Origin of the sequence: Pseudoalteromonas sp. APC 3358 (assembly GCF_030408075.1) — a bacterium.
Classification (GTDB): Bacteria; Pseudomonadota; Gammaproteobacteria; order Enterobacterales; family Alteromonadaceae; genus Pseudoalteromonas; species Pseudoalteromonas arctica.
Genome location: NZ_JASDCE010000007.1, coordinates 53760 through 67244, shown reverse-complemented (window position 1 = coordinate 67244; position 13485 = coordinate 53760). Strand labels below are relative to the sequence as shown.

At 39.1% G+C, this 13485-nt stretch carries 12 protein-coding genes; 9 read left to right on the top strand and 3 right to left on the bottom strand.

From position 1 onward, the window contains the following. Positions 1–13: 13 nt before the first annotated feature. The 6 genes from QL995_RS12330 to QL995_RS12305 all read left to right on the top strand — a co-directional run bounded on the left by QL995_RS12330 (position 14) and on the right by QL995_RS12305 (position 6374). Positions 14–1162, top strand: coding sequence for a lactonase family protein (locus QL995_RS12330; RefSeq protein WP_290294271.1), 1149 nt, complete (start codon positions 14–16; stop codon positions 1160–1162). Between the two features lie 9 nt (positions 1163–1171). After that, the gene (locus QL995_RS12325) at positions 1172–1753 is read left to right on the top strand and encodes a sigma-70 family RNA polymerase sigma factor (protein ID WP_290294270.1); all 582 of its coding nucleotides are present in this window, start codon (positions 1172–1174) and stop codon (positions 1751–1753) included. Further along, positions 1750–3306: a LamG-like jellyroll fold domain-containing protein gene (locus tag QL995_RS12320; protein WP_033012678.1), complete on the top strand. Its 1557-nt coding sequence runs from the start codon at positions 1750–1752 to the stop codon at positions 3304–3306. Before QL995_RS12325 ends, QL995_RS12320 begins: the two co-directional genes overlap by 4 nt. Positions 3307–3370: 64 nt before the next feature. Then, complete coding sequence (locus QL995_RS12315) at positions 3371–5689, top strand: beta-galactosidase (RefSeq protein ID WP_282114219.1); 2319 nt, start codon at positions 3371–3373, stop codon at positions 5687–5689. Positions 5690–5832: 143 nt separating this feature from the next. Then, positions 5833–6030, top strand: a complete 198-nt coding sequence (locus QL995_RS12310) for a hypothetical protein (RefSeq protein WP_007583024.1) — start codon at positions 5833–5835, stop codon at positions 6028–6030. A gap of 140 nt (positions 6031–6170) precedes the next feature. Then, complete coding sequence (locus QL995_RS12305) at positions 6171–6374, top strand: hypothetical protein (RefSeq protein WP_165725814.1); 204 nt, start codon at positions 6171–6173, stop codon at positions 6372–6374. A gap of 91 nt (positions 6375–6465) precedes the next feature. On the opposite strand, the gene QL995_RS12300 is transcribed toward QL995_RS12305, so the two are convergent. After that, positions 6466–8421 carry a CRTAC1 family protein gene (locus tag QL995_RS12300; RefSeq protein ID WP_282114221.1) on the bottom strand — a complete coding sequence of 652 codons (1956 nt, stop codon included), beginning with the start codon at positions 8419–8421 and terminating at the stop codon, positions 6466–6468. Between the two features lie 290 nt (positions 8422–8711). Here QL995_RS12300 and QL995_RS12295 point away from each other — a divergent pair, with 290 nt between their 5' ends. From QL995_RS12295 to aldA, 3 genes are read left to right on the top strand one after another with little or no spacing between them, the layout of a single operon-like run. Further along, positions 8712–9734: an alcohol dehydrogenase catalytic domain-containing protein gene (locus QL995_RS12295; RefSeq protein WP_290294269.1), complete on the top strand. Its 1023-nt coding sequence runs from the start codon at positions 8712–8714 to the stop codon at positions 9732–9734. 31 nt (positions 9735–9765) lie between these two features. Then, complete coding sequence (locus QL995_RS12290) at positions 9766–10530, top strand: 2,5-didehydro-3-deoxy-L-galactonate 5-reductase (RefSeq protein ID WP_033012689.1); 765 nt, start codon at positions 9766–9768, stop codon at positions 10528–10530. 4 nt (positions 10531–10534) lie between these two features. After that, positions 10535–11983 (top strand): aldehyde dehydrogenase, encoded by a 1449-nt coding sequence (gene aldA, locus QL995_RS12285; protein WP_290294268.1) that lies wholly within the window; start codon positions 10535–10537, stop codon positions 11981–11983. A gap of 72 nt (positions 11984–12055) precedes the next feature. On the opposite strand, the gene yfaE is transcribed toward aldA, so the two are convergent. Together yfaE and nrdB are read right to left on the bottom strand one after the other, a co-directional pair. After that, positions 12056–12328 (bottom strand): class I ribonucleotide reductase maintenance protein YfaE, encoded by a 273-nt coding sequence (yfaE, locus tag QL995_RS12280; RefSeq protein WP_007583035.1) that lies wholly within the window; start codon positions 12326–12328, stop codon positions 12056–12058. After that, positions 12328–13458: a class Ia ribonucleoside-diphosphate reductase subunit beta gene (gene nrdB, locus QL995_RS12275; RefSeq protein ID WP_007583038.1), complete on the bottom strand. Its 1131-nt coding sequence runs from the start codon at positions 13456–13458 to the stop codon at positions 12328–12330. Before nrdB ends, yfaE begins: the two co-directional genes overlap by 1 nt. Positions 13459–13485: the final 27 nt, after the last annotated feature.

Below are 13485 nucleotides of genomic sequence, written 5' to 3'. Positions count from 1 at the left end.
GGGAATTGAATAAATGAGTTTATGGCTAACAGGATTACATATACGACTTGAAAAGTGCGCTCAGCTGTTTGTTTTTATATCCTTTATTTTTTGCCTTGGTGGTTGTCAAAGTATCAGCGATGAACAATCTCGACTTAATTATTTTTTAGTCGGCAGCTACACAAATGAGCCTGATCAGGGCGTTTATTTAGTTTCTTATAACGAAAGTGATGATCTATTAATTAACGAACGCGTCGTTGTATCGGCAACCGATCCAAGCTATCTAAATTGGCAACCGACAATAAATAAATTGTATAGCATTGGTAGAGGGCTTGATAAAAAATCTGTTATTAACGTGTATGACTGGAAAAGTAACGCGTTTACAAAGCTTAAAACGTACCCGATTGAAGGAAAAGGGCTATGTCATATTAATATTTCGGATGATCGCCAGCAGTTAGCTGTTGTAAATTACACGACAGGTAATAGTGAACTGTTTAATATTAATAAGGCAGGATTATTAGTATCACGGGGTCAATTTACTAATACAGGAAGTAGTATTACGCCCAGACAACGAAGTGCTCATTTACATTTTTCGGGGTGGGATAAGCAAAGTGGCTATCTGTATTTGACGGATTTAGGTACAGACGAGATTATTGTTTTTGATAGCTTAAAAAGTGATTTTACGCCAGTACACCGCATTGAATTAACGCCGGGGGATGGGCCTCGCCATCTTGCTTTTCATCCGGCTAAAAAATTAGTGTTTAGCTTAAATGAATTGAGTAACAGTATTAGTATCTTCAAAATATTACAAAATGGTGCGTTATTACACGTTTCAAAAACAAATATAATGCCCGCAAAAGTTGACGAGCAACAAAACCTTGCATCGGCAATTCGTATTTCTGAGGATGGTCGCCATGTTTATGTGGCTGTGCGCGGTGAGAATGCAATTTATGGTTATCAATTAATGGCAGAAACCCGACTACAATTAATTAATAAAGTCTCAAGTGGCGGTTTACATCCTCGTGATTTTAATTTTTCAAAATCACAAAAACAGTTATTAGTGGCTAATCAATATAGTAATAATGTTGTGATTATTAAGCGTGATTTAGCATCTGGGAAGTTATTTACGACTCAAAGTCAATTGCAAATTGACGCACCATCTTACGTCAGTTATTTCAATTAGGACTCTGATTTGAAAGAAAATATAATATCGTTAGATGGTAAAAGTGATGGTTCTATAATTGACGATATATTACAAGGCAATGTTGCTGCATATTCTCTGTTAGTTGAGCGTTATCAGTCTGCTGTGAGGGCCTTTTTAGTTATTCGACTAAATACCCCTCACGAAGCAGAAGATTTAGCACAAGAGACCTTTATTATTGCTTTTAAAAAAATCGCTGAGTTTAACAGTGAAAGTTCCTTTTTAGCTTGGTTGAGGGGGATTGCTGCTTATTTATTAAAAAACCATCAACGTAAACACCGAGCTGTGGCATTAGGCAGCGCTGATGAGTTAGAGCACTTAATAAATCAACACATTGATGAAAATATCCATGAAGGGGTCGAGCTTGATATGTTTGATAATTTAACTATTTGCCTTGAAAAATTAAGCGAGAAAATGCGCAATTTATTAACTGAACATTACACATTAGGCGTTTCATTGGCTGAGCTATGTCGAAAATATGAAGATAAACATTCTACTATGACTATGCGCTTATTTAGAATTCGTCAATCATTGAAAACATGTATTGATAAAAGAATACAGCAGCAACGATGAGCATGACTGAACAAATGACGAAGCACCAACAACAGCTATTAGCCGCGTATTTGGCTGGCGAAGATGTTGCCGACGAATTGCTTGAAGCCTGTCAGCATGATGTTAATTTACTTGCACAAGTGAGTAAATATGTGACGAGTGAACGTTTATTAAAAGCACATCATCAATCGGATACGCGACCAGACAATTTTACCCGCAGTGTAATGGCAAAACTAAGCGAGCAACAAAAAACGATTCGGCCGAAAAGTACAATGAGCTGGTTTTCAAGCCCGTATGCGCTTGCTGCAAGTATTATGCTTTTTGTCAGCGTTATATTTTTGGCAGAGCACTTGGACTACACAAATAAGTTTGCTGAAGTCACAAAAATGACTGCTTCGCATAACGCTAATTTTTCTGTTGGCAGTCAATTAGGTCAAGGAGATATTATTCTTGAGCATGGTTACAGTGAAATTTTACTCGAAAATGGCGTGGTACTCGTTTTAGAAGCGCCGGTTAAAGTGAATTTGCAATCCAGAGATAAAGTAACGCTTCATCATGGTAAGTTAGTGGCCCGAGTACCACAAAATGCAATTGGCTTTAGAGTTGATACCCCAAGTTCAGAGATAATAGATTTAGGCACAGAATTTGGCGTCGAAGTGTCTAATAGCGGTGAATCTCAAGTACATGTGCTCGATGGTGAAATAAAAGCGCGTGGCAATAAAACGCAGTCTTATCAACATGTGAAAAAAGATCAGGCATTAGCGTTTGATTTAAATCATCAAATTACCAGCTTTGTTAGCGTACCTTCTGATTTTATGCGTGTATTACCTGGAGACTCAATAGAAGAGCCTCACTTATTACATTGGTCATTTGATGATAAGCAGCAACATAATTATCTCTCCAGCGGCCGTGGTATTGATGGTCAGCAGTATGTAGCCAAAGATAAATCACCCATTGATGAACAGTTAACAGAGGTAGCGGGTGTATATGATAAGGCAATTAGCTTTAATGGTGAAAATAATTGGTTAGAAACACAGTACCCAGGTGTTGGCAGTGATAACCCCAGAACGGTCGCCTTTTGGCTCAAAGTGCCTAGTGATTTTTTACCGGAAAATGCATACGGCATTGTGAGCTGGGGATTACAGCAAGATTATTCAGCGTGGCAAATTTCCCCTAATCCAGAGTCAATTGACGGGCCTTTAGGTAGGATCAGAATAGGGACCTATAATGCTCAAATTGTGGGTAATACCGATCTGCGAGATGATGAGTGGCACCATATTGCAGTGGTTTTATACGGTGGACTAAAGAGTAATTTAGCGACACATGTTTTGCTATATGTTGATGGTAAGCTTGAAAAAACGCAGAAAAAGTCAATCGCTAAAGTCGCAACAAATTTACAGCACCCAGCCTCTCGGCCACTGACGATAGGAAAAAATATTGGTTACATAGAAGGCGCAACACATGAGAAGCAAATGTTCTTTAAAGGCGGACTCGATGAGCTTTATGTAGTAGAAGCGGCGTTGAATCAACAGCAAATAATTCAACTAATGACTCATAACCAGTTAAATGAATAAAAATATGTGTCAGAGTGCGTTTTCATAACATTACCTATTACTCGTTAAAGTATAAGGTAATAAAATGAATAAAATAATTAGATGCTTATCTATCTTTGTATACTCAACGTTAGTTTTAAGCGGTGAAGGTGTTGCAAGGGAATTTGACTTGCAACACGATAACAAGACTATTTTAATTGACGATTTTGAGCACGCTAGTAACAGTTATAAACTAACAAATAAAAATATAAAAACGACACAAGTAATTAAAAATAAAAATAAAGCATTAGAGCTTTCGTTTTCCACTAAGCATAAATTCTCTGGGATCACACTCAAACCGAATAAGTTATGGGATCTGAGTGTTTTGGGCAATAGCGCTTTATTTTTCGATGTTTCAAACGTAAGCGACTTTCCAGTGATGCTCAGTGTGAATATCACAGGTAAAGATAAACAAGTCCAAAGACGTACAATTGGGCTAACAACTAACGAGCACGCTACATTATATTTTGAGCTCAACTCCCAGACTTTAAATGTTGATACAGGACTCAGAGACACTCCTGGTAGCTTTAAAACAGCCGCACGAAAAATGATCTTGAGAGGCGCTAAACTCAATGTAGATTTTAGCCAAGTTGAAAGTATCGCTATCTATACAGAAACTCAAATAAATCCAACGGCTGTAACCGTCGATAATTTACGATTCGAAACGATACCCGATGCAAAACCAGATTTTTTAACAAACATCGTCGATAAATTTGGTCAATCTACACAGGTCAACTACCCGTTAAAGGTCAGCTCTGAACAACAACTAAGAGCAATCGCAAATAAAGAGTTAAATGATTTGTCGAAAGTAACCCCGCGGGCGGATAGAAGTAAGTTTGGCGGTTGGAAGCAAGGGCCTAAGTTAAAGGCAACAGGTTTTTTTCGTACGGAAAAAGTAAATGGCAAATGGGCGTTAGTTGACCCCGAAGGTTATTTGTTTTTTTCCTCAGGTATTGCCAACGCGCGAATGGCTAACACAACAACATTTACAGGTGTAGATTATCGCGATGATGCGGTCAGAGCGCGTGACCCTGATGATGTAACGCCAGAAGATTCAAAGGGTTTAAATAGTAATTTAGCTAAATATCAAAAATCAGCCTACATCGCTTATCCAGACCGAAGAGCCATGTTTAATTGGCTACCACAGTATAATGATAAGTTGGCAAATCACTATAGTTACAAGCGCTCATCTCATCTTGGACCAATCCAACATGGGGAAGTTTTTAGCTTTTACCAAGCAAATTTAGAACGTCGTTATGCTCAGCAATACCCAGATTCTTATATTGATAAATGGCGCGAAGTAACCTTAAAAAGAATGCAAGATTGGGGCTTTACTTCATTTGGGAATTGGACCGATGCTAGTTTTTATAATAATCAACAAGTTCCCTATTTTGCGAATGGGTGGATCATCGGCGACTTTAAAAGGTTGAGTTCTGGTTTTGATTATTGGGGAGCCATGCCTGACCCTTTCGATCCTGAATTTGTTAAAAGAGCGAACATAACCACTCAAGTTATTGCCCAAGAAGTACAAAATAACCCTTGGTGTATTGGGGTGTTTATTGATAACGAAATGAGCTGGGGAGGAGAGGGCTCAACAACCTTACGTTATGGCATTGTACTTGATGCACTATCTAAAACGACTGCGAATAGCCCGACCAAATCAGTGTTCAGTGATATGTTAAAACAAAAGTATAAAACCATTAGCCAGCTAAATAAGGCATGGAATAGAAATATTAAGTCATGGGAAGTATTTAATAATACTGGCGTTAACTATAAAAAAGACAGTAATTTTAATAACGCTATGATTGCCGATTTGTCGTGGTTGTTAACTCGTTTCTCCGATGAATATTTTAAGGTTGTAAATCATTCTTTAAAATCAGTATTGCCTGACCATTTATATATGGGCGCGAGGTTTACTTCTTGGGGGACATCGCCAGAAGCTCGCTGGTCTGCTAAGAAGTATGCCGATGTGATCAGTTATAATTATTATCGTGAAGGACTAGACCCGATGACATGGGATATGTTGAAAGAACTAGATATGCCTACGATTATTGGGGAATTTCACATTGGTTCAGGTGATACTGGTCAACCGAATCCAGGCATTATCCATGCTGCTAATCAACGCGATCGTGCTGATATGTACAAAACCTATATGAAAACGGTTATTGATAATCCGTATTTAATTGGTGCTCACTGGTTCCAATATATTGATTCGCCAATTACCGGTCGGGCGTATGATGGCGAAAATTATAATGTTGGATTTGTAACAACAACAGACATTCCCTACCCAGAGTTAGTTGAAGCGGCTAAACAAGTTCATAAATCTTTGTATCAGCAGCGTTATGGTGATGTGGAAATTAAATAAACTCATTTAACTGCCCTCATCGATGACTTTAATTGGCATTGTTGTTGGTATTCTTTTGATGATAACTCGGTGTGTTTTTTAAATACCGTTGAAAAGTACGCTGAGTTATTAAATCCTACCGCATAGGCTTCAAGGTAATCACGATGAATATCATCGCTACTCAGCGAGAGTTTGATAACTTTTGTTTTCGTGATGGCGCGCGTGGTTATTTTTCATATGGTAAAGCAGAACAACAGGCTTACCCTTCTCAAAAGATGGAGCGAGACTTTAAACACTATGCTGAACACGAAGGGTACTTAGTGGATACACTTGCGACTCAAGCCAGTCATTTTACTGATTAATCAGTCGCCAAATAAATAACCTTTCTTTGCTGTATTATCGCTTTCAGCGGTTCATAGGCCGAGTAAGCAACGGATGCTGCTTAAGCTCAGTTTGCACATTTTATAGGCGAGGGGGAGTATTAGCTGCGACGAATTTTGCTATGGATCGCCCGATTGTTGTCGTATTAGATAAGCTTAACGCACTTAAAGTTAGTGATAAAACTCTAGGACATATCTTGGTTGATACATTACCTGCTGAACAAGCGAAATTAGCAAAGCTTTGGAATGAGTGGAATAAACACAATACGAATAATGTATTGCAGCAACCATGGGAATACAAAGTACAGATAGATAAGTTTTTTTGAGCAGTTAAATAAGCAGAATATTGAATTGGTAAAACAAGCCCCCTGTCGTTATTCGCTTAATTAAGGGGGCCATGAGAGTCGCGTCTATAGATCAGTTATTTAAGTTACCAATACTTATTAATTGATCTGCAGGTTGTTTATTTAAAAGCTCAGAGCTGCCATCTCGCCATGTAACGATAACTGATGAGATTGAATCTGCTTGTGCTAATCCAAAATGTACAATATTAAGTAAGCTTTGCGAGTGAGTAGCACTTTGTGAGCCAATAACTTGATATTGGTTCGCAGTTGCTGTTTTAATTTGTACTTTTGCACCATACGGATCAACTCCACTTTTTGAGTATCCAACTCTAATAAGGGTGAAGTGGGCGTGACTTAACTCAGTGGTATTTTTATATAAATGCCATTGGCCGTTATCTTCATCTCCGCTTAGTAGGTCGAGTTTTCCATCTAGGTTAAAGTCAAATGCGGCTCCCATATCGCCGTGTGAGTCTAAGCCACGTTCGGTATCAGCGTTGTGAGTGATTGTTGCTTTAAATTTGTAATCACCTTGGTTAATGAGTAAAACATCAGCAACTCGCTCTTTTAGTTCGCCAAAGCGATAGACCATAAAGTCTATTTTTGTGTCGTTATTAAAATCGCCGGGTACAACTCCCCAGTTATTACTGTTTGTTAATGCTGATAATTTAGATGAAATATCAACCAGCTTACCATTATCGTTACGTAGTAATACATCAGGAAGGGCGAGATTTTGTGGTTGCCAATCGCTTTGATAGTTTTTTACATTTTTGAATGATGCGCGTACATCCCATGCAAGGTTGTCGGTAAGTACCCATTCCACTCGCCATTTATTATTCCCTAAATACCCAATGTACCAGCCGGTTTTATCAAGCTTAGTTGGAAACCCTTGCGCTTTTTTCTGGCTAATGGTGGTGTTTTTACTAGGTGTATTTATTAGTTCTTTTTTCTCACCTATGTATACATCCATTTGGCTTAATAGCTTGGCACGCGGGAAGTGATAAAAGTCACTTAGTATAAGACTTCCTGAGTTTGTGTTGTCGGTAATGAGTGTTATGCCATCGTGGCTTTTATTACCTTCATCACGCAGGTCTAGCCGTTTGCTGCCTTTATTAAACGATAGACTGTTATTAGCGATAGCGTAGCTTAGCTTTCCGCGAGCAAGGTAGTAGTCCATATCGCCGTCGTTATCTATATCAGCTTGTGCAACTGCGAGCGTGCCTTTGTAGGCTTCACTATTTGCACCTAATAGATCTTTAGTAACATTGGCAAAGGTAAAGTCGTTATTACCTTGATAAATAGTTAAATCGTTGTATCCATCAAAAGCAAAAATATCGAGTATGTCATCGTTATTGTAATCGGTTAATAATACACGCTCGGCTTTTATATTTTCAAAAGTAGCTGATGGGTGATAAGTAAACTTTCCATTACCGAGATTTTCAAAAATGATATTGCGTGGTGAGTTTTCGTGAATTAATTTTTCGGCGTTTACTTGTATAAAATCAAGATCACCATCGGCATCTACATCAACCCAGCGCACAGAGCGCCCGCGAGCCCCCATTTTAGATAAGCCAGCTTCAACAGTTTTATCTTCAAATTTACCATTATTGTTCTTAAGTAGTCGCTGGGGTTGAGGTGTGGTGCCATTTCCACCGCCTAGTGCAATAAGTACATCGAGATCGCCATCGTTGTCGTAATCACCGGCCGACATACCGTGTAGATCTGCTCGTGGAAAAATATCGTTTTGTAGTGTGTATGTGCCATCTCCATTTGCCATAAATAAACGAATAGGGGTGGTGTCGTGATTTGTTAGCAGCAGATCATAATGACCATCACTGTTTATATCGGCAATGGTAGGGCCGCCATACTTCCAGTTTTTTTGTGTTATTAAGCCTGCTTGTTCAGAGACATCAGAAAATACAACGTTATTACTTGTTTGGCTACTGGGCGTTTGTGTGTTTTGGCTGCATCCCGCTAAGCTTATAGCGCTAATTATCAGTAAGCTAAGAATTGATTTTTTGTTTTTAATCACTATAGTCCCTCTTTATATTGTGTTAATTGTTGACAATATAGGTTGAAAGTAAAACATACAAGTAAATTTTATTACTCAAGCCTTAATGTTTTTAACAGGCCCGCTTTACTGCTCTGAAGTTATATTAAATATTAAGAGTGGCTTTACAAACAACATACCTAGGTGTAAATTGTTAACAATAAACCATATTAAGGTGTGATAGTTCACTTTGATATTCCTCGTATCGGCATTGTTTTAATGATGCATTACTTGGTTACTATTTAATTAAACATTCTTGAAGGTATAAAAATATGCAAGCTGCACAATATATAGGTAACAAGTCATTTAACATTGTTGAAGGCACATCTATTAAACCTAAAGCGGGTGAGATTAGATTGAGTGTTGGATACGTTGGGATTTGCGGTACTGATATGCACATATACCATGGTGTGATGGATCAACGAGTATCTATTCCGCAAACAATTGGCCATGAAATATCAGGTGTTGTTGCAGAAATAGGTGAAGGCGTTGAAGGCTTTGCTGTAGGGGAAAACGTGGTAGTACGCCCATTAGATTGGTGTGGCAATTGTCCTACGTGTAATGCGGGGCATACGCATATTTGTCAAAATTTAAAGTTTATGGGAATAGATACGCCAGGTGCTTTTCAGTCAAGCTGGACAGTTAAAGCGCGTACTTTGCATAAATTACCAGCAGGCGTTGATTTAAAACAAGGCGCATTAATAGAGCCTTTATCGGTTGCGTGCCATGATGTACGACGCTCGCGCTTACAAGCGGGTGAGAAAGTGGTTGTACTTGGTGGCGGGCCAATTGGGCAATTAGTTGCTGCGGTTGCTAAAAGTGTTGGTGCAGAAGTACTCGTGTCTGAGCCTAACAAAAGCCGCCGTGCTTTTGCCGATGAGCTAGGTGTTAAATCGGTTAATCCCATTGAAGAAGATTTAGCTGCCTATGTAGATAGTTGGACACAAACAAAAGGTGCAGATGTTGTATTTGAAGTATCAGGCGTAAAACCCGCAATAGAGGCTATGACCGAAATAGCAGGGCGTCGGGGTCGTATAGTAATGGTGGCTATTCACAGTGTTAAACCTGAAATCGATTTATTTCAATTCTTTTGGAAAGAGTTGGAGTTATTAGGTGCACGTGTATACGAAGCGGCCGATTTTGATTGGGCTATCGAATTAATTTCATCGGGCCAAATAGATCTTAAACCTTTCATTAGTTCGGTTAGTTCGTTAACTGATATTGGTAGTGCATTTGCGAGTATGGATGGAAATCCAGAAGGCATGAAAGCGCTTGTTGAATGTAATCCACAATAATAAAAATTATAAAGGTATGAAAATGAATCAGATGCTAGAAAAATTTAGCTTAGAAGGCAAAGTAGCCCTAGTTACAGGTTGTAAGCGCGGTATTGGTAAAGGTATTGCACTAGGTTTAGCGCAGGCTGGCGCTGATATTATTGGTGTATCTGCAAGCTTAGAGCTTGAAGGCTCAGAAGTAGAAAAAGAAGTTAAAGCCCTTGGCCGAAACTTTAAAGCCTACCAATGTGATTTTGGTGATCGTGATGCGCTTTATTCTTTTATTAATGATGTAAAAAGTGATTTTTCAAAAATTGATATTTTAGTTAATAATGCAGGTACAATCCTACGTGCTCCTGCGGCTGAGCATGGTGATGATTTATGGGATAAAGTGATTGAAGTTAACTTAAATGCTCAATTTATTTTAAGCCGCGAAATAGGCAAACAAATGATAGAACATGGCGAGGGTAAAGTTATTTTTACAGCTTCTTTGCTTACCTTTCAAGGTGGTATTACAGTACCAGGTTACGCAGCTAGTAAAGGTGCTATTGGGCAATTGGTTATGGCGCTTTCAAATGAATGGGCTGGCAAAGGCATTAATGTAAATGCCATTGCGCCAGGTTACATTGATACCGATAACACTGAAGCATTACGCAATGACAAAGAGCGTAATGCAGCCATCTTAGCGCGCATTCCACAAGGTCGATGGGGAAATCCTGAAGACTTTAAAGGGCCCGCAGTGTTCTTGGCTTCTGAGGCTGCTAGTTATGTAAACGGCGCTATTTTATTGGTTGATGGCGGATGGATGGGGAGATAGTACAATGAACTTTCATAATAATGTGAATTTTATAAATGGTGAATATGTCGCTTCTAAAGTAAGTGGCACCATTGAAATATTAAGCCCATCTACGGGTAAAAAAATTGGTGAAATACCAAAAGGCTGTATAGAAGATGCGCAGTATGCACTTGAGTCAGCGAATGTAGGCCAGAAAAAGTGGGCTAAATTGACAGCTCGCACACGTCAAAATATATTGCGCGTGTTTGCTAATAAAATTCGTGAAAATAAAGATATTCTTGCACCAATGCTTGTTGCAGAGCAAGGTAAATTGCTATCAGTTGCACAAATGGAAGTCGACGTAACAGCGACTTTTATTGACTATGCATGCGACCATGCACTTACTATTGAAGGCGATATTTTACCTTCAGATAACGAAGATGAAAAAATATACATTCATAAAGTGCCACGTGGCGTAGTTGTTGGTATTACTGCGTGGAATTTTCCGCTGGCATTGGCTGGTCGTAAAATTGGACCTGCGTTGATTACAGGTAACTCTATTGTATTAAAACCTACTCAAGAAACACCTTTAGCAACCACCGAGCTGGGTCGTTTAGCAAACGAAGCGGGGATTCCTGCTGGCGTGATAAACGTTATTAATGGATCAGGTTCTGTTGTTGGCCAAGCATTGTGTGAAAGCCCAATTACTAAAATGATCACCATGACAGGCTCTACTGCTGCAGGTAAGCAAATTTATAAAACTAGCGCAGAATATATGACGCCTGTAATGCTTGAACTTGGCGGTAAAGCCCCGATGGTTGTTATGGCAGATGCCGACCTTGATGAGGCTGTTGAAGGTGCGCTTTGGGGTCGCTTTGCTAACTGCGGGCAAGTATGCACCTGTGTTGAGCGTTTATATGTTCAAGAGTCTGTGTACGATGCGTTTATGGCTAAATTTATACCAGCTGTAAAAGCACTTCGTGTTGGGGATCCTATGAACCCAGATACACAAATGGGTCCTAAATGTAATCAACGTGAAATAGACAACATTGATCACATAGTTCAACAAAGTATTCAACAAGGCGCTTCTGTCGCCACTGGTGGTAAAGTTGCTTCTGTTGAGGGTTTCGAAGGTGGTTGTTGGTACGAACCAACGTTACTTGTAGACGTTAAGCAAGATAACATTGCAGTGCACGAAGAAACTTTTGGGCCAGTACTCCCAATTGTCAAAGTTAAAGATATGGATCAAGCGATTAAATACTGTAACGACAGTATTTATGGCTTAAGCGCTTATATATTTACGCAAAACTTTTCAGATATTAATAAAGCAATTAACGATTTAGAAGTGGGTGAAGTTTATATTAACCGTGGTATGGGTGAGCAGCATCAAGGTTTTCATAATGGCTGGAAACAGAGCGGCTTTGGCGGCGAAGATGGTAAATTTGGTTTAGAGCAATATCTAGAGAAGAAAACCGTTTATTTGAAAGAAAAATAAAACTTAGCCGTAATGCACCTTAAGAAAAAAGCCAATAACGTTTTCATTATTGGCTTTTTATTTGTCAGAAAATTACTTTAAATTAATACTTACGTTGCCATTGGGTTTACAGCAGCACAGGAGTATTTCGCCTTCGCGCACAAACGCAAGTGGCTCTTCGTTATATTCAACACTACCTGACACTAACGTTGCTCTACAGGCGCCGCAGTAACCTTCGCGGCATTGGAATGCGACGTCTATTTTCATGGACTCTAAGCACTGTAAAAGAGAAGGGCAGCCAGCGGTAAATTCTATACACTGGCTGTTTTCTGCAAGCGTTATGCTTGCAGTAGACTTGTCACTCATTATAAATCAAAATCACCAAATTCTGATGCATCAACTTGAGAGTCTATTTGACCAACAAGGTATGAGCTAATTTCTGCTTCTTGCGGTGCTACTTGCACATTATCAGACACTAACCACGAGTTTATCCATGGGATAGGGTTACTGTTATTTTCAAACTGTGCTGGCAAGCCAATGGCAGTCATACGTGCATTAGTAATGTATTCAACGTACTGACATAAAATATGTTTATTTAAGCCAATCATTGAACCATCTTTAAATAAATACTCAGCCCACTCTTTTTCTTGCTCTGCAGCATCAACAAACATTTTAATCGCTTCGTCGCGGCACTGGGCTGCAACAATCGCCATTTCTGGGTCATCTTTACCGTCTTGCATAATGTTTAAAATATGCTGAGTACCCGAAAGGTGAAGTGCCTCATCGCGCGCAATAAGCTTGATGATTTTAGCGTTACCTTCCATCAATTCACGCTCAGCAAACGCAAACGAACATGCAAAGCTTACGTAAAAGCGAATCGCTTCAAGAATATTTACCGACATCATAGCTAGGTATAGTTTCTTTTTAAGCTCAAACAAATTCACGATAACAGTTTTACCATTAATCTCGTGCTTGCCTTCACCGTATAAATTGTAAAGCGATACAGAGTTGATTAAGTCGTCGTAGTATTTTGTTACGGCATCAGCACGTTCGCTAATTTTATCGTTGCTAACAATGTCATCAAAAATAAGTTCAGGTGCTTGTGTTACGTTACGGATAATATGTGTGTATGAGCGGCTGTGAATCGTTTCACTAAATGCCCACGTTTCTATCCATGTTTCAAGCTCTGGTAGCGATACAATGGGAAGTAGGGCCACGTTTGGCGAGCGACCTTGCACACTATCAAGTAGAGTTTGGTATTTTAGGTTACTTAAAAATATATGCTTTTCGTGATCGGGTAACGCTTGAAAGTCTAAACGGTCTTTACTTACATCTACTTCCTCAGGACGCCAAAAGAAAGACAGTTGCTTCTCGATTAATTTTTCAAAAATAGGGTATTTTTGTTGGTCGTAACGAGATACGTTTACAGTTTGGCCAAAAAACATTGGCTCTTGCATTTGGTTATTATGGTTTCGGCTAAAAGTAGTATAAGACATGTTTATCACTCAAAAAACTATCAGAAA

Coding starts and splice junctions, on each gene's coding strand:
- QL995_RS12330 (WP_290294271.1), top strand. CDS start 14: ATGAGTTTATGGCTAACAGGATTACATATACGACTTGAAAAGTGCGCT.
- QL995_RS12320 (WP_033012678.1), top strand. CDS start 1,750: ATGAGCATGACTGAACAAATGACGAAGCACCAACAACAGCTATTAGCC.
- QL995_RS12315 (WP_282114219.1), top strand. CDS start 3,371: ATGAATAAAATAATTAGATGCTTATCTATCTTTGTATACTCAACGTTA.
- QL995_RS12310 (WP_007583024.1), top strand. CDS start 5,833: ATGAATATCATCGCTACTCAGCGAGAGTTTGATAACTTTTGTTTTCGT.
- QL995_RS12305 (WP_165725814.1), top strand. CDS start 6,171: ATGGATCGCCCGATTGTTGTCGTATTAGATAAGCTTAACGCACTTAAA.
- QL995_RS12295 (WP_290294269.1), top strand. CDS start 8,712: ATGCAAGCTGCACAATATATAGGTAACAAGTCATTTAACATTGTTGAA.
- QL995_RS12290 (WP_033012689.1), top strand. CDS start 9,766: ATGCTAGAAAAATTTAGCTTAGAAGGCAAAGTAGCCCTAGTTACAGGT.
- aldA (WP_290294268.1), top strand. CDS start 10,535: ATGAACTTTCATAATAATGTGAATTTTATAAATGGTGAATATGTCGCT.
- yfaE (WP_007583035.1), bottom strand. CDS start 12,328: ATGAGTGACAAGTCTACTGCAAGCATAACGCTTGCAGAAAACAGCCAG.
- nrdB (WP_007583038.1), bottom strand. CDS start 13,458: ATGTCTTATACTACTTTTAGCCGAAACCATAATAACCAAATGCAAGAG.